The 20,795-nt window shown below is 68.5% G+C and carries 22 protein-coding genes; 3 read left to right on the top strand and 19 right to left on the bottom strand.

The window, feature by feature from the left end; all coding sequences use genetic code 11:
• Window positions 1-227: 227 nt before the first annotated feature.
• The 7 genes from G6N57_RS19695 to G6N57_RS19665 all read right to left on the bottom strand — a co-directional run bounded on the left by G6N57_RS19695 (window position 228) and on the right by G6N57_RS19665 (window position 6,430).
• Window positions 228-995: a sulfite exporter TauE/SafE family protein gene (locus G6N57_RS19695; protein ID WP_077740946.1), complete on the bottom strand. Its 768-nt coding sequence runs from the start codon at window positions 993-995 to the stop codon at window positions 228-230.
• 89 nt (window positions 996-1,084) lie between these two features.
• Window positions 1,085-2,503, bottom strand: coding sequence for a ribosome biogenesis GTPase Der (gene der, locus G6N57_RS19690; protein ID WP_077740947.1), 1,419 nt, complete (start codon window positions 2,501-2,503; stop codon window positions 1,085-1,087).
• A complete protein-coding gene (cmk, locus tag G6N57_RS19685; RefSeq protein WP_077740948.1) occupies window positions 2,500-3,186 on the bottom strand; it encodes a (d)CMP kinase in 687 nt (228 codons plus the stop codon). The genes der and cmk overlap by 4 nt, the downstream gene beginning before the upstream one ends.
• Entirely contained in the window at window positions 3,183-3,923 is a 741-nt protein-coding gene (locus G6N57_RS19680; protein WP_077740949.1) for a pseudouridine synthase, read from the bottom strand. The genes cmk and G6N57_RS19680 overlap by 4 nt, the downstream gene beginning before the upstream one ends.
• Before the next feature lies 1 nt (window position 3,924).
• Window positions 3,925-4,662: an SMC-Scp complex subunit ScpB gene (gene scpB, locus G6N57_RS19675; protein ID WP_097926035.1), complete on the bottom strand. Its 738-nt coding sequence runs from the start codon at window positions 4,660-4,662 to the stop codon at window positions 3,925-3,927.
• 8 nt (window positions 4,663-4,670) lie between these two features.
• Window positions 4,671-5,549: a segregation/condensation protein A gene (locus G6N57_RS19670; protein WP_077740950.1), complete on the bottom strand. Its 879-nt coding sequence runs from the start codon at window positions 5,547-5,549 to the stop codon at window positions 4,671-4,673.
• Complete coding sequence (locus tag G6N57_RS19665; RefSeq protein WP_077740951.1) at window positions 5,546-6,430, bottom strand: ParA family protein; 885 nt, start codon at window positions 6,428-6,430, stop codon at window positions 5,546-5,548. Before G6N57_RS19665 ends, G6N57_RS19670 begins: the two co-directional genes overlap by 4 nt.
• 151 nt (window positions 6,431-6,581) lie before the next feature.
• Here G6N57_RS19665 and G6N57_RS19660 point away from each other — a divergent pair, with 151 nt between their 5' ends.
• Window positions 6,582-7,334 carry an O-methyltransferase gene (locus G6N57_RS19660; protein WP_077740952.1) on the top strand — a complete coding sequence of 251 codons (753 nt, stop codon included), beginning with the start codon at window positions 6,582-6,584 and terminating at the stop codon, window positions 7,332-7,334.
• Here G6N57_RS19660 and xerD read toward each other — a convergent pair.
• The 6 genes from xerD to G6N57_RS19630 all read right to left on the bottom strand — a co-directional run bounded on the left by xerD (window position 7,331) and on the right by G6N57_RS19630 (window position 13,599).
• Window positions 7,331-8,257 (bottom strand): site-specific tyrosine recombinase XerD, encoded by a 927-nt coding sequence (gene xerD, locus G6N57_RS19655; protein ID WP_163646693.1) that lies wholly within the window; start codon window positions 8,255-8,257, stop codon window positions 7,331-7,333. The genes G6N57_RS19660 and xerD overlap by 4 nt on opposite strands.
• A 59-nt stretch (window positions 8,258-8,316) precedes the next feature.
• A complete protein-coding gene (locus G6N57_RS19650) occupies window positions 8,317-8,937 on the bottom strand; it encodes an NUDIX domain-containing protein (protein WP_077740953.1) in 621 nt (206 codons plus the stop codon).
• Window positions 8,930-10,693, bottom strand: coding sequence for a CTP synthase (locus tag G6N57_RS19645; RefSeq protein ID WP_077741969.1), 1,764 nt, complete (start codon window positions 10,691-10,693; stop codon window positions 8,930-8,932). Before G6N57_RS19645 ends, G6N57_RS19650 begins: the two co-directional genes overlap by 8 nt.
• A gap of 142 nt (window positions 10,694-10,835) precedes the next feature.
• The gene (locus tag G6N57_RS19640) at window positions 10,836-11,777 is read right to left on the bottom strand and encodes a copper transporter (protein ID WP_077740954.1); all 942 of its coding nucleotides are present in this window, start codon (window positions 11,775-11,777) and stop codon (window positions 10,836-10,838) included.
• A gap of 15 nt (window positions 11,778-11,792) precedes the next feature.
• Window positions 11,793-12,977 (bottom strand): putative cytokinetic ring protein SteA, encoded by a 1,185-nt coding sequence (gene steA / locus G6N57_RS19635; protein ID WP_077740955.1) that lies wholly within the window; start codon window positions 12,975-12,977, stop codon window positions 11,793-11,795.
• Between the two features lie 100 nt (window positions 12,978-13,077).
• Complete coding sequence (locus tag G6N57_RS19630; protein ID WP_077740956.1) at window positions 13,078-13,599, bottom strand: CGNR zinc finger domain-containing protein; 522 nt, start codon at window positions 13,597-13,599, stop codon at window positions 13,078-13,080.
• 143 nt (window positions 13,600-13,742) lie between these two features.
• Here G6N57_RS19630 and G6N57_RS19625 point away from each other — a divergent pair, with 143 nt between their 5' ends.
• Both G6N57_RS19625 and G6N57_RS19620 read left to right on the top strand, forming a co-directional pair.
• Window positions 13,743-14,204, top strand: a complete 462-nt coding sequence (locus tag G6N57_RS19625) for a VOC family protein (protein WP_077740957.1) — start codon at window positions 13,743-13,745, stop codon at window positions 14,202-14,204.
• Between the two features lie 51 nt (window positions 14,205-14,255).
• Window positions 14,256-15,110 (top strand): pyridoxamine 5'-phosphate oxidase family protein, encoded by an 855-nt coding sequence (locus G6N57_RS19620; RefSeq protein WP_077740958.1) that lies wholly within the window; start codon window positions 14,256-14,258, stop codon window positions 15,108-15,110.
• Here the strand turns inward: G6N57_RS19620 and recN are convergent.
• The 6 genes from recN to G6N57_RS19590 are packed head-to-tail and all read right to left on the bottom strand — an operon-like array spanning window position 15,107 to window position 20,702.
• Window positions 15,107-16,870 carry a DNA repair protein RecN gene (gene recN, locus G6N57_RS19615; RefSeq protein ID WP_077740959.1) on the bottom strand — a complete coding sequence of 588 codons (1,764 nt, stop codon included), beginning with the start codon at window positions 16,868-16,870 and terminating at the stop codon, window positions 15,107-15,109. The two genes, G6N57_RS19620 and recN, sit on opposite strands and share 4 nt — an antisense overlap.
• A gap of 6 nt (window positions 16,871-16,876) precedes the next feature.
• Window positions 16,877-17,800, bottom strand: coding sequence for an NAD kinase (locus G6N57_RS19610; RefSeq protein ID WP_077740960.1), 924 nt, complete (start codon window positions 17,798-17,800; stop codon window positions 16,877-16,879).
• The gene (locus G6N57_RS19605; RefSeq protein WP_077740961.1) at window positions 17,797-18,606 is read right to left on the bottom strand and encodes a TlyA family RNA methyltransferase; all 810 of its coding nucleotides are present in this window, start codon (window positions 18,604-18,606) and stop codon (window positions 17,797-17,799) included. The genes G6N57_RS19610 and G6N57_RS19605 overlap by 4 nt, the downstream gene beginning before the upstream one ends.
• 6 nt (window positions 18,607-18,612) lie before the next feature.
• The gene (locus G6N57_RS19600) at window positions 18,613-18,819 is read right to left on the bottom strand and encodes a hypothetical protein (protein WP_036449632.1); all 207 of its coding nucleotides are present in this window, start codon (window positions 18,817-18,819) and stop codon (window positions 18,613-18,615) included.
• 13 nt (window positions 18,820-18,832) lie between these two features.
• A complete protein-coding gene (locus G6N57_RS19595) occupies window positions 18,833-19,849 on the bottom strand; it encodes an HAD-IIA family hydrolase (protein WP_077740962.1) in 1,017 nt (338 codons plus the stop codon).
• Between the two features lies 1 nt (window position 19,850).
• On the bottom strand, window positions 19,851-20,702 hold the full coding sequence (locus tag G6N57_RS19590; RefSeq protein ID WP_162563955.1) for a tetratricopeptide repeat protein: 852 nt from the start codon (window positions 20,700-20,702) through the stop codon (window positions 19,851-19,853).
• Window positions 20,703-20,795: the final 93 nt, after the last annotated feature.

Genomic DNA, 20,795 nt, shown 5'->3' with positions numbered 1-20,795 from the left:
CGATTGCGGTCGCGAAGCGACCTGGTGACTGGCTGGCGCGGATCAGATGCGCGCGCGACACCATTCGTCGAAAGCCATCAACCGGCGCGAGGGCCAGAACGGCTCGAGAGCGGCAAGGGCAGACGGCGCGGTGCGGTAAGCACGTTCGGCCACCGGTCACCCCTCTCCCTCGTCGTTAGACAGACTTCGCAAGCCTACAAGAGCCGGGACGGGATCCCGCCGACGGCCTACACCGTCAGCAACCGGTACAGCCCGATCAAGCCCACCACCACGATCACGGCCCGCAGCGCGTTCGGCGACAACCGCCTGCCGTAGTGCGCGCCCAGGAAGCCGCCGATCAACGAACCGACCGCGATCAACCCCGCCGCTTCCCAGCTGATCCGGTCGAACGCGACAATGGTGTAGGCGAGCGCGGCCACGATGTTCACCAGCAGCGACAGCAGGTTCTTCGCGGCGTTCATACGCTGCATCGACTCGGGCAGCAGCGCACCCATCACAGCGATCAGCAGGATTCCCTGGGCCGCGGTGAAGTAGCCGCCGTAGACACCGACGGCGAACGTGCCGATCACCAGCACCGCCATGCGACGGGGGCTGACGTGGTCGGCCGACTGACCGGACGCCTCCGCGCGTTGCCTGGCCCACGCCTGAATTCGCGGGCCCACGACCACCAGGACCAACGCCAGGATCAGCAGGACCGGCACGACCGTGACGAACACCTTCTCCGGAAGGTGCAGCAGCAGCCAGGAACCCAGCCCGGCGCCGATCAGCGACCCGGGGATCTGCCAGCGCAGCCGCTTCCACTGCCCACGCAGCTCACGCCGGTAGCCCCAGGTGCCCGAAACCCCGCCGGCGACCAGTCCGACGGCATTGGACATCGTCGAGGTGACCGGCGGAATTCCCAGCGCTACCAATGTCGGGAACGTGATGAGCGTGCCGGAACCGACAATGGCGTTGATCGCGCCCGCCCCGACGCCGGCCAACGCGATCAGGATCATGTGGGTGACAGACACTCGGGCCACCCTATCGGCCCGACTCGGGTGCGTTCACCGGCGCCCACCGCCGCTGGATGCACCAAAATCGCGGGCTACCGCTTCTTGGGTGCGCCCCTCTTCTCCCGGACCCGGACGTTGATCCGCACCGGGCTGCCCTCGAAACCGAACTGCTCACGCAGCCGGCGCTCGATGAACCGGCGATAGCCGGCCTCCAGGAACCCAGAGGTGAACAGCACGAAGGTCGGCGGCCGCGTTGCCGCCTGGGTGGCGAACAGGATCTTGGGCTGCTTGCCGCCACGCACCGGCGGCGGTGTCGCGGCCACGATTTCCTTGAGGAAGTTGTTGAGCTGGCCGGTCGAGATCCGCTTGTCCCAGGACGCCAGTGACGTCTCCAGGGCAGGCACCAGCTTCTGCACAGCCCGGCCGGTCATCGCCGAGATGTTGACCCGCGGCGCCCACTGCACCTGCACCAGTTCCCGGTCGATCTCTTTGTCCAGCAGATACCGCCGGTCCTCGTCGACCAGGTCCCACTTGTTGAACGCGATGACCAGTGCCCGCCCGGCCTCGATGACCATCGAGAGCACGCGCAGATCCTGCTCGGTCAGCGGCTGGGAGGCGTCGATCAGCATGATCGCCACTTCGGCCGCATCGATCGCGCCGTGCGTGCGCACCGAGGCGTAGAACTCATGCCCGCTGGCCTGGCCGACCTTGCGCCGCAGACCCGCGGTATCGACGAAACGCCAAGTCTTGCCGCCCAATTCGATCAGCGAGTCGACGGGATCGACCGTGGTGCCCGCGACGTCGTGCACCACCGAGCGCTCGTCGCCGGCCAGCCGGTTCAGCAGCGAGCTCTTGCCGACGTTCGGCTTGCCCACCAGCGCCACGCGGCGAGGACCGCCGGCACCGCTGCCGGCCACCTCGGAGACCTCGGGCAGCTTCTCCATCACGGTGTCGAGCAGATCGGCCACGCCGCGGCCGTGCATGGCACTGATCGAGTGCGGCTCGCCGATGCCGAGCGACCACAGAGCCGCGGCATCGGATTCGCCCCGCTGGGTGTCAACCTTGTTGGCCGCCAGGAAAACCGGCTTACCCGACTTGCGGAGCATCCGGGCCGCCGCCTCGTCGGCAGAGGTGGCTCCGACGACCGCGTCGACCACGAGGATGATCGCGTCGGCGGTGCGCATCGCCACGAGCGCCTGATCGGCCACCAGCTGCTGCAGGCCCTTGGCGTCGGGTTCCCATCCCCCGGTGTCCTGCACCATGAACCGGCGTCCGAGCCAGTTCGCGTCATAGGACACCCGGTCGCGGGTCACCCCGGGGATGTCCTGCACGACGGCTTCGCGACGCCCCAGGATCCGGTTCACCAGCGTCGACTTTCCGACGTTGGGCCTGCCTACGACAGCCACCACGGGCGGCGGCGCGGCCGCCTCCTCCAGAACCTCGGCGACCTCGTCGCTGAGCTCCCAGTCGGTTTCATCCGACCAGGTGCCGTCCCCGTCCGAGACGCTCATCGCCGTACCCCCGCATGCTGGGTCACCAGGTCGAGAAGATGTGCCACGACCTGTGTTTGGTCCATATCACTGGTGTCGACCACCAGGGCGTCGTCGGCCGCCCGCAGCGGCGAAACGGCCCTGGTGGAATCCAGGTGGTCGCGCCGCTGCACGTCGGCGAGCACCGTCTCGTAGTCGTCGGGCAGCCCACTCGCGATGTTCTGGGCATTGCGGCGCCGGGCCCGCTCTTCGGCCGAGGCGGTCAGGAAGATCTTGACGTCGGCCTTGGGCAGGACCACGGTGCCGATGTCGCGGCCTTCGACCACCACCCGCCCGCCGGAGGACGCCAACTCGCGCTGCAGGTCGACCAGCCGGGCCCGTACCCCGGGCACCGCCGACACCGCCGACACCGCGCGGGTCACCTCGTCGCCGCGGATCTCGGCGGAGACGTCTTCGCCGGCCAGGTAGGCGCGGTCCTCAGCGGGATCCGAACCCACCCCGATCACCGCGCCCGAGGCCACCGCGTCGATCGCCTCGGCGTCGTCCAGGTCGGCGCCGGCCCGCAGCACCGCCAACGTCACGAGGCGGTACATCGCGCCGGTGTCCAGGTAACTGGCACCCAGGGCTTGTGCCAAACCTCTTGAAACCGAAGACTTCCCGGTTCCGGCCGGTCCGTCGACCGACACCACCAGAGATCCGCTCACATTCCCACCGCCTGATAAAGCTCGCCGACTTCCTTGCGGCTGAGCGCTCTGATACTGCCCGGTCGCTGCTCGCCGAGCGCCACCGAACCGATGTCGGTGCGGACCAGTTCCTGCACCGGGAAATCCACTGCGGCCAGCATCCGCCGCACGATGCGGTTGCGGCCCTCGTGCAGGGTGACCTTCACCAAGGTCTTGCCGGGAACCGTGTCCACCACCGCGAAGTCGTCGACGTGCGCCGGGCCGTCGTCCAGTTCGACACCGGCGCGCAGCTTCTTGCCGAGTCCGCGCGGCACCGTGCCGATCACCGTCGCCACATAGGTCTTGGGGATCTCGTAGGACGGGTGCATGAGCCGGTGGGCGAGCTCGCCGTCGTTGGTCAGCAGCAGCAGGCCCTCGGTGTCGGCATCGAGCCGCCCGACATGAAACAGCTTCTTGTTGCCGCGGACCCGATGCTCGACCAGGTCTCCGACACACGGGCGGCCACGCTCGTCGGACATCGTGGACAGCATGCCGCGCGGCTTGTTGATCGCCAGGTACACCAGGGTGTCGTCGAGTATGACGCGCGAACCGTCCACCCGGATGTCGGCGACCGCCGGGTCGACACGGGTACCCAGTTCGGTCACCAGCCGGCCGTCCACCTCGACACGGCCGTCGGTGATCATCCGCTCGGCCACCCGCCGGGACGCAATTCCGGCCTGCGACAGCACTTTCTGGAGTCGTACGCCTTCGTCAGCCATGTCAGTCCTTGTCCACGTCGAAGGCCAGCGGCTGATCGCTGCCGGATGAGCCGCCGTTGAGTTTGGCGAAACGCGGCTCGTCACCGAGTGATTCGCTCAGATCGTCGATCACGTCGACATCGGGCAGCAGGGGCGCGATGTCGGGCAGATCGGACAGCGAGGTCAGGCCCAGCCGTTCGAGGAACAGCTCGGTCGTGGCGAACGCCGCCGCGCCGGAGTCGGGGTCGGTGCCCGCCTCGGTGATCAGGCCACGCGCCACCAGAGTCCGCATCACCGCGTCCACGTTGACGCCGCGCACCGCACTCACCCGCGCCCGGGTCACCGGTTGCCGGTAGGCCACCACGGCCAGGGTCTCCAGCGCGGCCCGGGTCAGCTTCGACCTGGCGCCGTCGAGCAGCAGCCGCTCGACGTACGGGGCGTAGCGCGCCCGGGTGTACATCCGCCAGCCGCCCGCGGCCTCGCGCAGGTCGATGCCGCTGTCGCGGGAGGCGAACTCCTCGGCCATCAGGCGCAGCTTGGCCATCACCCGGTAGGCGGGCTGTTCGGTCGCAGAGGCGAGCGCATCGACCGTCACCGGCGTGTCCACTACCAGCAACAACGCTTCCAGCACGGCACCCAGTTCACCGTCTTCGAGCTCGGGAACCGTCGCCACATCGATGCCCAGGTCATCTCCGACCGGGATCGCATCACCCGGGGCATCGTCGGACCGCTCTCCGGAATCGGAGATCTCGTCAGTCATTGTTCTCGCTATTCTTCCGCATCAGCGGTGGCCAGATGTTCGCTGGTCGGGCGATCTCCGGTCCACGAAACCTGGAGCACTCCAAGCGGTTCTGGTTGCTCGAATGCTACCGCCCTGGCCCGGAACAGTTCGAGCAGCGCCAGGAAGCGGCCGACGATCTGAAGTCCGTCGGTGCACTCTGCCACGAGTTCGGAGAAAGTCGCCCATTCGCCGATCCCGCGCTGTTCCAGCAGGGCGATGATCCGGTGGGCCTGTTCGGGCACCGACACCTTGGGTGCATGGATGTGGTCGATGCCGACCGTCGGCACCGGGCGCGGAGTGAAGGCTGCGGCCGCGATCTCGGCGAATTTGCCGGCGTCGACGCCGAGCATGACCTCGGGCAGCAGGTCCGAATAGCGGTCCTCCAGCGACACCGCGCGCGGGTAGCTGCGCAGTGCCGCGGCCTCCAGTTCGGCGAACATCAACGCGACGTGTTTGAACGCGCGGTACTGCAGCAGCCGCGCGAACAGGAGGTCGCGGACCTCGAGCAGCGCGAGATCCTCCTCGTCGTGCACCTCACCCGAGGGCAGCAACCGGGCCGCCTTCAGGTCGAGCAGGGTCGCCGCGATCACCAGGAACGTCGTGGTCTCGTCCAGCTCGAGGCGTGCGCCGATCTCCTTGGTGTAGGCGATGAAGTCATCGGTGACCTGGTGCAATGCCACTTCGGTGACGTCGAGGCGATGCGCGAAGATCAGCTGCAACAGCAGGTCGAACGGCCCCTCGAAGTTGGTGAGCCGAACCTGGAAGCGGTTCTGCTGGTCACCGGCAGTCGGCTCATCCCCGACGGCGGCAGCTGGTTCTGCAGCATCGCCGGTCGGAGTGGCCGGGGTGTTCAGGACATCGTTCACGCGCCGAACCGGTCGATGACTTCGCGTGCCAGCGATCGGTAGGCCACGGCGCCGCCGGACTTCGGTGCCCAGGTGGTGATCGGCTCGCCGGCCACGCTCGTCTCGGGGAAGCGCACGGTCCGGGTGATCACGGTGTCGAACACCAGGTCGCCGAACCGCTCCACGACGCGGGCCATGACCTCGCGCGCATTGACCGTGCGCGGGTCGTAGCGGGTGACCAGGATGCCGCTGATGGACAGTTTCGGGTTGAGCCGGTCGTGCACCTTGTCCACGGTGTCGGTGAGCAGGGCCAGCCCGCGCAGCGAGAAGTACTCGCATTCAGTGGGGATGATCACGCCGTCGGCGCACGCCAGCCCGTTGACCGTGAGCAGACCCAGCGACGGCTGGCAGTCGATCAGCACATAGTCGTAGCGGTCGAGCACCGGGTACAGGGCGCGGGCCAGCGACTGTTCGCGGCCCACCTCGTTCACCAGCTGGATCTCGGCGGCCGACAGGTCGATGTTGCTGGGCACCAGGTCCATGCCGCTCACCCGCGTCTTGATCACGACGTCGTCGATCGACACCCGCGGTTCGACAAGCAGGTTGTGCACCGTGTGCTCGAGTTCGTAGTGCGGAACTCCGAGACCCGCCGACAGGGCGCCCTGCGGATCCAGGTCGACCAGCAGCACGCGGCGGCCGTACTCGGCCAGGCTGGCGCCCAGGTTGATGGTCGACGTGGTCTTGCCGACCCCGCCCTTCTGATTGCACATCGCGATGACCTTGGCCGGGCCGTGGTTCGATCGCGGTTGCGGTTCGGGAATGTCGCGCGGCGGCCGGCCCGTCAGGCCGAGTTCTGGCGTGTGGTGCTCGAAGAGGCCGTCGTGTGCGCTGTCGTCGTTCACGTCGGCTCCTCGCGCGAGCGCTCGTCGGCCATACCCATACCATCGCTGGTCAGGCATCCCGCAGTATTCGCGCACATCCCGGCAAGTTTAACGTCGGTATGCAGCCAGGACGGGCAGACCCGCGGGCAATCAGGCGCATATGGTGTGCGTCATGAGTCTGAAACAGCGGCTGCCGCTGTTGCGGTGGTCGTTCATCCGGATGGGAATCGGCGCCAGACACTTCGCGCGCACCGGCCAATGGGGCGACGGCCGGGAGGCCGCGGCCGCCGATTATGTGGTGGCCAACGCCCGCGCCGGCGACCTCGACGACGTCATCGCCGCCATCGACAAGTTCGCCTATGAGAAGTCATTTCTGATCAACGTCGGCGACGAGAAGGGTGCGCTGCTCGACGCCGCGGTGATCCGGGCCAATCCCCGGCTGGCCCTGGAACTGGGCACCTATTGCGGGTACGGGGCGTTGCGCATCGCCCGCGCCGCGCCGGTGGCCCGGGTGTTCTCGGTGGAGTTCTCCGCCACCAATGCCGACATCGCGCGACGAATCTGGGCACATGCCGGGGTGGCCAACCGGATCACGTGTGTGGTCGGCACGATCGGCGACGGCGGACGCACACTCGACGCGCTCGCCTCGGCCGGGTTCGACACCGGCGGGCTGGATTTCGTGTTCCTCGATCACGACAAGAACGCCTACCTGACAGACCTGCAGAGCCTGCTCGATCGCCGCTGGCTGCACCGGGGCTCGATCGTGGTCGCCGACAACGTGAAGCTGCCGGGCGCACCGAAGTATCTGGCGTACATGAACGAGCAGCAGGATTCACTCTGGGACACGACGCATCACAAGACCCATGCCGAGTACCAGACCCTGCTGCCGGACCTGGTGCTGGAGTCGGAGTACCTGGGCGGTTAGCGCGCCCGCGGGTGCGCACCCGCCCAGACCTCGCGCAGCGTGTGCACGGTGACCATGGTGTAGATCTGCGTGGTGGTCACCGACGCGTGGCCGAGCAGTTCCTGCACGACGCGCACGTCGGCGCCGCCGTCGAGCAGGTGGGTCGCGAACGAGTGCCGCAGTGTGTGCGGCGACACCGCCGACGTGATGCCGGCCCGCGCGGCCGCGTCCTGCAGCACCTGCCAGGCGCTCTGCCGCGACAGCCGCCCGCCGCGCGCGTTGAGGAAGATCCCTGGGGTGCCCCGGCCCCGCCGGGCCAGATCCGGACGGCCCCGCACCAGGTACGCGTCGAGCGCGCTGACGGCCGGCCTGCCGATGGGCACCAGTCGCTGCTTGCCGCCTTTACCGCGCAGCAGAACCGACCGCGCATGGGTGTCGATGTCGTCGACGTCCAGCCCCACGGCTTCCGAGATCCGTGCCCCGGTGGAGTACAACAACTCCAACAGCGCCCGGTTGCGCAGCGTCAGCGGACCGTCGGCCTCGCTGTCCCCTCCTGCGGCCTCGAGCAACGCGACGACCTCGTCGAGGGTGAGGCTCTTGGGTAGCCGCCGGCTGGGCGTGGGCGGTTTCACCCCGCGGGCGACATCGAGTTCGGTGATGCCCTCGGCCGTGGCGAACCGGTGCAGTCCGCGGACCGCCACCACCGCCCTGGCCGCCGAAACCGCCGAGAGCGCAGTCACTCCCGAATCGGGATCACCGCGGCGCAGTTCGACCAGGAAGTCGCTGACATCGGCCTCGGCCACCTTGGCCAGATCGTCGATACCGCGCTGGGTCAGGTGCGCGGCGTAGCGGCGTAGGTCCCGCCGGTACGAACTCAAGGTGTTGGCCGCAACGCCCCGCTCTATCGTCAGGTGATCGAGGTAGCCCTGAAGCTGTCCGTCCAGCACGGTCTGCTGAGGTGGCGGCACCGATGAGCCGCCGGCACGAGCAGACCGCACAGTCCTCATAACAGGCCTTTTCGCCGCCTGAACGCTGTCGGCTGATCGATCCAGTCCGCCTCGACCGGCCGTAGGGACTCCGCGCCCGTCATCGCGTGTGCCGCGAGAATCCCGGCCACCGCGATACCGTTCACGATCTCGCCGGAGAACACCCGCCCTACCGCTTCCTTCAGCGGTATCCGCTCGACCACCATGTCGGCTTCCTCATGCTCGCCCTCGGGCCGTCCGATGTCGGTCAGCCCGGTGGCCAGGAACACCCGCACGCTCTCGTCGGAGAACCCCGGTGTCGAGTCGAGATCCACCAGCACCTGCCAATGGGCGGCGGCCAGGCCGACCTCTTCGGCGAGTTCGCGGGCGGCGGTCACTTCGGGTCGCTCCCCGCCGAGGTCGAGCAGACCCGCGGGCAGTTCCCAGAGCCGGCGCCCCAGCGGGTGGCGGTACTGGTACACCAGGACCACGTTGTCGTCCTCGTCGAGGGCAACAACGGCCACCGCACCGTAGTGCTCTACGACCTCGCGCCGGGCCGAGCCGCCGCCCGGCATGCTGACCTCGTCCGCGCGTAGCGCGAAAATGCTTCCGACATAGATGGTTTCACTGGCCAGGGTCTCGAACTCGTGTTCAGCCAAGTGAGGCGGCTTCGGCGTCGTCGGCCGGGCTCTCGCCGGCTTCCACTTCCTCCTCCGCGAAATGCTCGGGAAGGTCCATGCCGGGCAGCCGCTCCTCGGCCTTGTAGTCCAGCGCCGCGCCGATGAAGGCCGCGAACAGCGGGTGCGGCCGCGTGGGGCGGCTCTTGAGCTCGGGGTGGGCCTGGGTGCCGACCAGGAAGGGGTGGATCTTCGAGTCGTATTCGACGAACTCGACCAGGTGTCCGTCGGGCGAGGTGCCGCTGAACCGCAGCCCGCTCTCGGCGATCCGGTCCCGGTAGGCGTTGTTGACCTCGTAGCGGTGCCGATGCCGTTCCGACACCTCGGTGGCCTGGTAGGCCTCGGCCACGATCGATCCCGATTCGAGCACGGCGGGATAGGCACCCAGTCGCATGGTGCCGCCCAGGTCGGCCTCGCCGGCAACCGCGTCCTGCTGATCGGCCATCGTGGAGATCACCGGATCCGGTGTCTTCGGGTCGAACTCGGCCGAGTTGGCTCCGGTGATCCCGACCGAGCGGGCCGCCTCGATCACGATGCACTGCAGGCCCAGACACAGTCCCAGCACCGGAAGCCCTCGCTTGCGGGCGAACGAGATGGCGCCGAGCTTGCCCTCGATGCCACGGATACCGAACCCGCCGGGAATCAGCACGCCGTCGACGTCGGACAACGCGGCCGCCGCGCCCGCGTCGGTCTCGCAGTCATCGGAGGCCACCCAGCGGATCTCCACCTTGGCCCGGTGTTTGAATCCGCCCGCGCGCAGCGCCTCGGCCACCGACAGGTACGCGTCCGAAAGGTCGATGTACTTGCCAACCAAGGCGATTCGAACCGTCTCCTGCGGTTCGTGCACCCGGCGCAGCAGATCGTCCCACTCCGACCAGTCCACGTCGCGGAACGGGAGGTTCAGCCGGCGCACCACGTACGCGTCGAGCTCCTCGCGGTGCAGCACCTTGGGGATGTCGTAGATGGACGGCGCGTCCGGGGTCGAGATGACGCCGTCGACGTCGACGTCGCACATCAGCGCGATCTTGTTCTTCAGCGGTTCGGGGACATCGCGGTCACACCGCAGGATCAGCGCGTCGGGGGTGATACCGATGCTGCGCAGCGCGGCCACCGAGTGCTGGGTGGGCTTGGTCTTGAGCTCACCGGAGGGCGCCAGGTACGGCACCAGCGACACGTGCAGGAAGAAGCAGTTCTCCCGACCGACCTCGTGGCGCACCTGGCGGGCGGCCTCCAGGAACGGCAGTGACTCGATATCGCCGACCGTGCCACCGATTTCGGTGATCACGACGTCGGGGCGGCGACCGGCGGCGTCCGGAGCCGCCATCGCCAGGATGCGGCTCTTGATCTCGTCGGTGATGTGCGGGATCACCTGCACGGTGTCACCCAGGTACTCGCCGCGGCGTTCCTTCGCGATCACCGACGAGTAGACCTGACCGGTGGTCACGTTGGCCGACTGCGACAGGTCGCGGTCGAGGAACCGCTCGTAATGGCCCACGTCGAGGTCGGTCTCCGCACCGTCCTCCGTGACGAACACCTCGCCGTGCTGGAACGGGTTCATGGTGCCGGGATCGACGTTCAGGTAGGGGTCGAGTTTCTGCATCGTCACCTGCAGCCCCCGCGCGGTGAGCAATTGACCGAGGCTCGAGGCGGTGAGCCCCTTGCCCAGTGAAGACACCACACCACCGGTGACGAAGAGGTGTTTGGTGGCGGTGTGCGGGTGCTTGCGTAAGGCGGGCAAAAGCATCCTCCGTGACGACGGGCAGGGAATCGTGAAACTAGCTGTGGCCTGCCGACCCACGGAAGTTCACCTTAACACCGACACCGACAAGCCGTCGCTGGCGCGCCGCTCACCCGAGGAGCAGTTGCGGGGCGAGGTCTCGCTACTGAGGGACGGTGACCGACGTCGCGCCCTGCCCGGTTCCGTACTTGCCGGGCTTGCCGCCCCGGACGAGATCGCCCAGGGCCAGCACGGCGGTGATCTGACCGGCACTCGAATCGGCGTCGTCCACGGTGCTGACCGCAGCGGCCAGTCCGGCATCTGACCTGGTCACGGCGACCGGACCGGTTCCAGACGCCGATCCGGAGCGGCCGGCGAGCACGGTGCCTGCGCCGTGCGGTGCCAACCCGGCCGCGAACCGGGCCATGGTCGCGCCCCGGTTGCCGCCGTCCTCGCCGAGTCCACCGCCGGTCACGATCAGCGCCGTGTTGGCCGCGCCGATGTGTGGATCGTCATAGGTCAGGAAGCCGGTGTCACGCAGCGCGGTGAGCACGGTCTGGCGCTGCATGTCGTCCACGGGTGCCGCGGCCGGGTTCTTGTCGATCAGCAGGGTGATGCCGAGCAGATCGCCGGCCTGCGACCCCTGATCCACCGCCGCGGTGCTCAGCTGCTTACCGGCAGGCACGATCGGTGAATTGACCACCGAGAGCAGTTTGTCCGCGGAATTGGCCTCGACGAATTCCTGGGTGAGCGCGATCTGGCCGGTCACCGCGCCGCCGGCATCGCGGACGAAGCGCGCCGCGGCGTCGACGTCACCGTCGACGGCGTCCGGAGTGCGAAACACGACCACCGACTTGTCCTTCAATGCGTCGCGCACCATCCGTGGCGCCATTTGCGCATCGAATTCGCTTGCGGCATTGAGCCTTTCGTTCAGCGCGTTCTTGCCGTCGGTGAGGGTCTCGATCTGGTGCTGCAGGTCCTTCTTGTCGTCACGAAGGCCCGAAAGCACGGTGTTCGACAGCAACCCCGAGCCCAGGGCAACCCCGATGGCCAGCGCCAAGAACACGGCCGCCAACGAAATCGCGTGCGCACGTAGTGTGATCACAACTCACCGACCTGTTCAGCTGACGAGATTCTGGACCCAGAGCGTGAAGCGGTTCCAGTAGTCGACCACCCAGTCGAGCACGGCACCGTCGGCCCGGGACACCCACAGCGCGACGACCACCGCGATCAGCATGGCCAGCACCAGCAGCGCGATCGCGCCGCCGGACACCCGGCTGCGGTACAGGGTCGCCACCGCTTTGGCGTCGACGAGCTTCTCCCCCACCTTCAGCCGGGTCAGGAACGTCGACGGGTTGCTGCGCTGGCGCGACCGGTCGAAGAACTCCTCGATCGAGGCCGTGTGGCCTGCCGTGACGATGAGCGACGCGCCGTGGTGGTCGCACAGCAGCAACGCCAGGTCCGCCGCCGATCCGGCGGCCGGGAAGGTCATCGCGCCGACCCCGAGGTCCTGGATGCGCTCCAGGCCCGCGGCATGGCCGTCGGCGTCGGCGGGCAACACCACCTGGGCACCGCACCGCAGCACCTCGACGCTCATCTTGTCCGGGTCGCCGACGATCAGCGCAGGCCGGTATCCCGCCTTCCGCAGCACATCCGCGCCGGCCCCGACACCGACGAGCACCGGCTGGTACTCCTTGATGAACGGCTTGAGCGCCTTGAGGTCTTCGGCGGCGTCCGGCTCCTCGGCGACGATCACCACGTGCCTGCGGTGCAGGTCCACGTCGATGTTCGGGATGCCGATGCCGTCGATGAGCAGGGGGCTCTCACTGCGGATGAACTCGATGGTGTTGCCCGCGAAGGCCTCCAGGTGCGCCACCAGGCCGCTCTTGGCGTCGTGCATCAACTCGTGGATCTCTTGATCGTTGCGCTCGGTGCCCACCGCGATGCGCCGGTCACCGGAGTAGACGCCGCCGTTGTTCAGGCGGATCCGCGCCCCGTCCTTGATCTTCTTGAAGACGTCCGGCCCGGCCTCGTCGATGAGCACCACTCCGTTGGCGACGAGCACCTCGGGCCCCAGGTTGGGATAGCGCCCCGAAATGGACGGGGAGGCGTTGACGACACCGGCGATTTGGGCCTCGACCAGCGCGTCTGCCGTGATCCGGTCCAGATCCTGGGCGTCGAGGACGACGATGTCGCCAGGGCCGACGCGTCGCAGCAGCCGGTCGATATCGCGGTCCACTCGTGCCGTGCCGGTCACTCCCGGACGCGTACTGGCATTGCGGGTGAGCAGCGTGGACATCTTCATGCGCCGATTCTGTCGGGCATCGCCGATCAGACGGCGGAGGCGCGCCGTAACACCAGCCTCACAAGTTGGCTTTAGTCACATCAGTAACAGCAGTCAGGTCTCAATCGCGCTTCGCCGCGTAGTGCCGCGCGGCCTTGGCGCGGTTGCCACAGGTGGCCATCGAGTGCCAGCGCCGGGCTCCGTTCTTCGAGGTGTCGTGGAACCACAGGATGCAGTGCGGATGCGCGCATTGCTTGATCCGATCGGGCGCCTCGCCCAGCAACCTCAACAGATCGTCGGCGGCCAGCCAGCCGGCCAGCCATTCCGACTGCGCGACCTCGGCGGTCTCGGCAGGACCCGACGCCGTGAGCGCGCGCCTGATCCGGCCCCGTTCCAGCACCTCGTTGAGCTCATCGACGGACCCCGGCTGCAGGGCCTGCAGGATCGCCTCACGAGCGGAGACCAGTGCGATCCGCGACTTCTCGTCAGCCTCACAGCGATCGGCCAACCCGTTGGCCAGCAACCAGCACCGCAGGCCCTCGACATCCGCGAGAAGGTCCTGCGGCCCGTCCGCTGACATCCACCGGGTGTTCAGCAGATCCAGCGCTAGGGGTTCGCCGACATGCGGGCGCGGATCACGCATACCTGAGGGTAACCACGCACCCGCACCACCAAGGACCACCCGCCGAACTAACCATCGAAATTCGATTAGATGGTTGACGGACCGATGGCCACCGTTCTAACCTGCTTGAGCAATTACGTTGGTTAGCAACTCAGGAGGACTGCATGACCGGAACCATCACGCCCCAGCTCGCCACCGGACACGTCGGGATCAACGTCACCGATCTGGACCGCTCGGTCGCGTTCTATCGAACCGCGTTGGGTTTCGAACCGCTCGCCGTCAACAGCGAGGGCGAGCACCGGTACGCCTTCCTCGGCGCCGGCGGGACGCTGCGGCTGACCCTCTGGCAGCAGAGCAATGGCCGGTTCTCCACGGAAACACCCGGCCTACACCATCTTTCGTTCGAGGCGGCGAGCATCGACGAGGTACGGACGGTCGAGGCCGCGTTGAAGGCGCTGGGCACCGAGTTCGCGCACGACGGCGTCGTCGCCCACGGTGAGGGCGCCGCATCCGGCGGCATCTTCTTCACCGACCCGGACGGCACCCGGCTCGAGGTGTACGCACCGAACGGGGCGCAGACCGCTCCGGCGCCCCACGGCGCAACCCCTACCTGCGGATTCTTCTGAGGTAGAAACGTGACCAGGTATCACTCGGGTGAGCTGGCCGTGCAGCGGCGGATGGGTCAGGAGGCCATCGCCACCCGCGTCGGCCGCATGATCCGCACCGAGGTCCCCGAGGCCGCCACCGCGTTCCTCGCCGAGCAGCCGATGGTCGTGGTCACCGCCGCCGACGACGAGGGCCGGGTGTGGACCAGCCTGATCGCTGGTCCACCCGGGTTCGTCCACGCCGACGATCCGCGCACGATCATGATCGACGCGCTCCCCGCGGCGGGCGACCCGCTCCGGGACGTGCTGCGCACAGCGCGCCAGATCGGGATGATCGCCATCGAGCCGCAGACCCGGCGCCGGATGCGGGTCAACGGCACCGCCGAACCGGCGGGGACCGGCCTGCGGATCCACCCCGATCAGGTGTACTCGAATTGCCCGAAGTACATCTCGCGCAGGGACGTCGTGGAGGTCGGGTCCACGCCGGAACCGCCCCGCACACATCGCGGCGAATCACTGACCGATCGACAGCAGGCGCTCATCGCGTCCGCGGACGCCTTCTTCGTCGGTTCGGCGGACGCGACGGGTAGTGCCGACGCATCCCACCGAGGCGGCAATCCTGGTTTCCTGCAGGTGCTCTCGCCCCAGCGGCTGCGCTGGCCGGATTACCGCGGGAACTCGATGTTCATGACCCTGGGCAACATCGACGCCAATCCGCGGTGTGGGCTGCTGGTGGTCGACTGGTCTTCCGGGTCGACCATCCAGCTCACCGGGACCGCCGAAATCAACTGGGACGAAGCCGATCCGAATGCGGGCACGCAGTGCGCGGTCGACTTCACGCTCGAGGAGGTGGTCGAGCTGACCCAGGTCAGCCCACTGCGCTGGGGCACCGCCGAGTTGTCCCCGGCCAACCCGGATCTGCCCTAGGGCGCGCTGCGCTCCTGCTGAGCGGCCTCGAGCAGCTCCCTGGCATGGGCCCGTCCGCTGTCGGACTCCCCCAATCCGGCCAGCATCCGGGCCAACTCGGCCACCCTGTCCTCGTCGTCGATGCGGCGCACACCGCTGGACTTGGCCCGGCCGTTACCGCTGTCGACCACGAGGTGGGCATCCGCGAACGCCGCGACCTGAGGCAGGTGGGTCACCACGATGACCTGGTGGGTGCGCGCCAACCGGGCCAGTCTGCGACCGATCTGCACCGCGGCCCGCCCGCCGACCCCGGCGTCGACCTCGTCGAACACCATCGTGGTACCCGCCGTCGAGGCCGACAACACCACCTCCAGGGCCAGCATCACGCGGGACAGTTCGCCGCCGGAGGCACTCTTGGCCAGTGGCAGCACATCCGCGCCGCGGTGCGCGGTGAACCCGAACTCGACCGCGTCCACACCGTCGTGACCGGCGTGCAGCACCTCACCGTCGGGCATCGTCACCGGTGCCGCATCGTCGGCCCGCGCGGGCATCGGGGCGACCCCGATGGTGAACACCGCGTTGGCCATGGCCAGTCCGGCCAGCTCCGCGGTCACCGCCTTGGCCAACCCTTTGGCGGCCTTGGACCGGGCCTTGGTGAGTTCGCCTGCCGCCGCGACCAGTTGGGTCTCGAGCTCGGCAACCTTGCGGTCCAGGGCAGCCAGGCTCTCCTCGGACACGTCGAGCTGCGCCAACCGATCGGCGGCATCGCGGGACCACTCCAGCACCCCGTCGATGTCGGCGGCGTATTTGCGTGTGAGGGTGCGCAGCTCGGCCTGCCGCGCCAGTTTGGTCTCCAAAGTGCTGGCATCGCTCGGCAATTCGGACAGGTAATCACCGAGCTCGCCGGACACGTCGCCGATCACTGCCATCGCCTCGGCCAGCCGGACGCCCAGTGCCTGCAGGGCCGAATCATCGGTGGCCTCCAGCGCCGCCTGCGCACGGCCGACACTGTCGGCCGCCGAGGTGGACTCCGGCGTGAGCTCGTCGAGCTCGCCGGCCAGTGCGAAGCGGGCGGTCTGCGCGGCTTCGCGCAGCGCATCGAGTTCCGACAGCCGACGGATATCGGCGACGATCGCCTCGTCCTCACCGGGTTCCGGTGCGACGGTGTCGATCTCGTGGATTCCGAAGCTGAGCCGGTCGGCCTCCTGGGCCAGTTCCCGGGCCCGCCGGCGACGGTCGGTCAGGTCACGACGCGCCGTCAGCCACTCCTCGCGGATGCTCCGGTAGCGGGTCAGCGGCTTGTCCACCTCGGCGAAGCGGTCCAGCGCCGCCCGCTGCTCGTCAGGGCGCATCAACCGCAGCTGGTCGTTCTGGCCGTGCAGCGTCAACACCTGGGCGGTGAAGCTACTCAAGGATTTCGCCGGCACACTGCGACCGCCCAGATACGCCCGTGACGGTCCGGCCCGGCTGACCGAACGGGCCGCGATCACACTGCCGTCGTCATCGCGCTCCGCACCGGAGGACTCCAGAATCTCCTCGACCCGTCCGGTCACGTCCTCACCGAGTTCGATTGTGCTGAAACGGCCTTCCACCACAGCCCGGTCGGACCCCGAACGCACCCTCGTGGCGTCCGCACGTGCCCCGCCGAGCAGGTGCAGGCTGGTCACCACCATGGTCTTACCGGTACCGGTTTCACCGGTCAGCACCGTCAACCCGCGGTCGAACTCCGCGGTGGCGGCACTGATCGCGCCCAACGACTCGATACGAATCTCTGACAGCACAGTTATCTACTGTCCCCGCCATCCGGTGACCGGCAACCGGAACTTCCGCACCAGCCGGTCGGTGAACGGCGCCGAGTCCAGCCGCACCCATTTCAGCGGCGTCCCGCAACGGGTCACCTCGAGCCGGCCACCGGCGGGCACCACCATCTCGCGCCGACCGTCACAGAACACCAGGGCATCATTGCCGCTCGCCTCGATCTCGATGGCGATACTGGCCAGCGGACTGGTCACCATCGGGCGGGCGAACAAGGCGTGGGCGTTGTTCGGCACCACCAGGATCGCTTCGAGGTCCGGCCAGAGCACCGGGCCGCCGGCCGAGAACGCGTAGGCCGTGGAGCCGGTCGGAGTCGACACCAGCACCCCGTCGCAGCCGAACGACGAGACCGGGCGCCCGTCCACCTCCAGCACCACGCCGAGCACCCCGAGCCGGGGCCCCTTCTCCAGGCTGGCCTCGTTGAGCGCCCACCCGCGGTTGACCACATCGGCGCCGACCCGTACCGCGATGTCGAGAGTCATGCGCTCTTCGATGCGGTAGTCGCGTTCGATCACCCGGTCGAGTACATGGTCGATGGCCTCGGCCTCAGCTTCGGCCAGGAACCCGATCCGACCCAGATTGACTCCAAGCACCGGGATCTCGACGTTGCGGGCGAGCTCGGCAGCCCGCAGGAAGGTGCCGTCCCCGCCGAGCACCAGCACCAGCTCGCACCCTTCGGCCGCGCGCTCGTCGGCGTCGACCACCTCGATGTCGACGCCGAGCGCACGCATGTCGTCGGGCGCCAGATGCAGCGGGCCGCGGTCCACGGCCTCCGCCGAGAGCACCTTCAGACCAATCCCGTTGTCGCCGAGCACCTTTTCCACCCGGCGGGCAACTTCGGTCGCCTCGTCCCGGCCGGTGTGCACCACGAGCAGAATCGTGCGTTCAGCCGTCATTGCGGCCCCTCCTCGACCGCCCGCCGCACCGCTTGCTCCAGCGACTCGCCATCCAGCCGACGGTCGCTCTGGGCCCGCAGGTGCAGGAAGTACTCGACATTGCCCGATGGTCCGGGGAGCGGGCTGGCCGTCACATCGACAGCATGCCACTGCAACGCGGCCGCCTTGCGGGCGACCGTGCACACCGCGTCGATGCGCAACTCTGGATCGGACACCACCCCGCCCGCGCCCACGCGGTCCTTGCCGACCTCGAACTGCGGTTTCACCATCGGAACGATATCGGCGTCGGCGGCCGCGCAGGCCGTCAGCGCGGGAAGAACGGTGGCCAGTGAGATGAACGACAGGTCGGCCACGATCAACTGCACCGGCCCGCCGATCGCCTCGGGGGTCAGCTCCCGGACATTCGTGCGTTCCAGCACATGCACCCGTTCATCAGATCGCAGCGGCCAGGCCAGCTGGCCGTAGCCGACGTCGGCGGCCACCACCTCTGCGGCGCCGCGGTCGAGCAGGACCTCGGTGAAGCCGCCGGTCGAAGCCCCGGCATCGAGGCAGCGTCGCCCCTCGACGGCAACGTCGAAGGCGTCGAGCGCACCGATCAGCTTGTGCGCACCGCGTGACACCCAGGTGCGTTCGGCGGAGGCGATCACGGTGATGTTGGTATCCGGCGCGACCGCGGTAGCCGGTTTGGCGGCCGGCATGCCGTCGATCCGCACCCGGCCTGCCTCGATCAGTTCGGCCGCCTGCTGGCGAGACCGGGCCAGACCCCGTCGCACCAGCTCGGCATCAACGCGAGCGCGCCGCGCCACCGGCGCTCACCTTCCGGTCGCCTGCGGTCCGCCCGGCTGCCCCCTGTCGACGGATTCGAGGGCCTGCACGAGCAGATCGTGGGCCTGCTCGAGCCGTGCGGCCACCACGTCGATGTCCATGCCTTCGAGCGCGGACGGGTCCACCGCCGGGTCTGGCACGCCTGCCAGCACTTCTGCGACCTGCGCACGCAACTGGTCGGGATCGGTAGTCATAGCGATACTCACGCTAGTCGATGGGCACCGACAGCAACGACCAACGCTGCAGCGCCTGGCGCGCTGTGTCGTCACCGGCGGTCACCGTCACCGCTGCCGGCCCCACGTCCGCGTTCCAGACCGCGTGTGCGGTCGCCCGCACCACGGCCAGCTCGTCCACCGGTTCCCGGCCGGTCGCGTGCACGGTGACGGCGTCGGTGTCGACGTCGATACGCCAGGCCGGGTCGGGCCCGATCCGCAGCGTTTCGGCGTCGGCGTGCAGGCCCCGCAGATCCGCAGCCAGGTAGCCGGGACGCTCCGCGGCTACGGCACAGACCGCCTCACGCGCGGTACTGACCCCGGTGAGCACCATGAGGCTGGGGAGCCCGGCCGCGACGGCACCGGCGATGTCGGTGTCGAGTCGGTCTCCGACCACCAGCGGGGTCGCGAACGTTCCGCGGCTCAGTGCGTCGTTCATCAGCGTCGGCCGGGGCTTGCCCGCCACCAGGGGTTCCTGCTCGGTCGCCACCCGTAGGGCCGCCACCATGGAGCCGTTCCCTGGCAGCAACCCGCGTTCGGACGGCAGCGTCAGATCCACGTTCGCGGCTACCCACAACGCGCCGGCCCGGATGGCCAACGCGGCCTCGGCCAGGTTCGGCCACGCGGTCTCCGGTGAGTGACCCTGCACCACGGCGACCGGCGCCTCGTCGAAGGTGCGGACGGGGCGCAGCCCGACGTTGCTCACCTCACCGGCGAGCGCATCCGTCCCGATGACGAGAACCGCGGCACCGGGCGACAGATGAGCGGCCAGCAGATGAGCCGCACTCTGAGCACTGGTCACCACGTCGTCGGGCGCGGCGGCGAATCCGAGTTCACGGAGGTGCTCGGCAACCTCCCCGGGAGCCCGTGACGCATTGTTGGTCACATAGAGGACCCGAGCATCGAGGCCGCTGAGGCTGTCGATTGCGCCTACGGTCGGCTCGTGCCCGCGAAACACCGTGCCATCGAGATCGAGCAGCAGGCAATCATGTTGCCGCGCAAGCGTGGACACGTCAGGAAAGCTCCGTGATCCGGTCTTCCGCGTCAGTGATTCCCTCGACATCAGCCTGCTCCGCGTGGACGAACCACTGCAGGGCCTCGTCATTACGTCCGAGCGCCAGCAAGGTGTCGGCATACACGTAGAACAGCCGGGCTGCGGTCGATCCGACACTCGTCGGGTCGAGCTGGGGCGTGGAAAGGATGGCCAACGCCTGCTCGAGCTGCCCGAGATCCGTGCGGGCGCCCGCGGTGACGATGCGCAGCTCATCGGCGTCCTCGCCGGTGAGCGCGGCGGCCTCGTCGCTGCGGGCCAGTTCCAGCGCCCGTTCCGGCCGCCCGACACCGCGTTCGCAATCGGCGATCATCGGCAGCAACGCCGACTTGCTGCCCATCCGGCGGGCGGCGCGCAGCTCGGCGAGCGCCTGAGCCCAGTCGCCGCTGTGATAGGCCGCGATACCAACCGCCTCACGGACCACCGCGATCCGGCCGGCCCGGTTACGGGCGGCACGGGCGTGGGCAAGCGCAGCCGCGGGATCTTCATCGAGCAGCTTGCCGGCCATCACCAGATGACGGGCAACGAAATCGGCGGTGGTCTTGTCCAGCGTCACCAATTCCCGGCGCACGTCGGGTGCCAACTCCTTGGCCTCGACATCCGCCGGCAACCTCGGGCCGTCGTTTCTCGGTTCGGTGTCCTCGGTGGGCTGGGCCGTACGGGCCCGACCGGGCCCGGAATGGCGAGGCGCACCGCCACGTTGATCCCGACCCCGCTGATCACGGGAGCGGTGGTGACCCGAATTGCTCGATGCGCGGTCGTTCGATGCACGCCGCGGACGACGCTCCGCGCCGTCTTGTCTGTCTCCGACCACGTGTGCCTTTCTACCCGCCCTTCCCGCAAAGGATACTGGCAGCAGCAAGCGCCGACATAATTATGTGAGCGCCAACGCAACGGGTAACCGCTC

Origin of the sequence: Mycolicibacterium boenickei (genome assembly GCF_010731295.1) — a bacterium.
GTDB lineage: Bacteria > Actinomycetota > Actinomycetes > Mycobacteriales > Mycobacteriaceae > Mycobacterium > Mycobacterium boenickei.
Note: the sequence above shows the minus strand (reverse complement) of the source record. Positions and strands in the feature narration are given on the sequence as shown.

Excerpts from the sequence above, each read along its gene's own strand:
- G6N57_RS19695 (WP_077740946.1), bottom strand. The coding sequence starts at position 995 with ATGATCCTGATCGCGTTGGCCGGCGTCGGGGCGGGCGCGATCAACGCC.
- der (WP_077740947.1), bottom strand. The coding sequence starts at position 2,503 with ATGAGCGTCTCGGACGGGGACGGCACCTGGTCGGATGAAACCGACTGG.
- G6N57_RS19680 (WP_077740949.1), bottom strand. The coding sequence starts at position 3,923 with ATGGCTGACGAAGGCGTACGACTCCAGAAAGTGCTGTCGCAGGCCGGA.
- scpB (WP_097926035.1), bottom strand. The coding sequence starts at position 4,662 with ATGACTGACGAGATCTCCGATTCCGGAGAGCGGTCCGACGATGCCCCG.
- G6N57_RS19660 (WP_077740952.1), top strand. The coding sequence starts at position 6,582 with ATGAGTCTGAAACAGCGGCTGCCGCTGTTGCGGTGGTCGTTCATCCGG.
- steA (WP_077740955.1), bottom strand. The coding sequence starts at position 12,977 with ATGAAGATGTCCACGCTGCTCACCCGCAATGCCAGTACGCGTCCGGGA.
- G6N57_RS19630 (WP_077740956.1), bottom strand. The coding sequence starts at position 13,599 with ATGCGTGATCCGCGCCCGCATGTCGGCGAACCCCTAGCGCTGGATCTG.
- G6N57_RS19625 (WP_077740957.1), top strand. The coding sequence starts at position 13,743 with ATGACCGGAACCATCACGCCCCAGCTCGCCACCGGACACGTCGGGATC.
- G6N57_RS19620 (WP_077740958.1), top strand. The coding sequence starts at position 14,256 with ATGGGTCAGGAGGCCATCGCCACCCGCGTCGGCCGCATGATCCGCACC.
- G6N57_RS19610 (WP_077740960.1), bottom strand. The coding sequence starts at position 17,800 with ATGACGGCTGAACGCACGATTCTGCTCGTGGTGCACACCGGCCGGGAC.
- G6N57_RS19600 (WP_036449632.1), bottom strand. The coding sequence starts at position 18,819 with ATGACTACCGATCCCGACCAGTTGCGTGCGCAGGTCGCAGAAGTGCTG.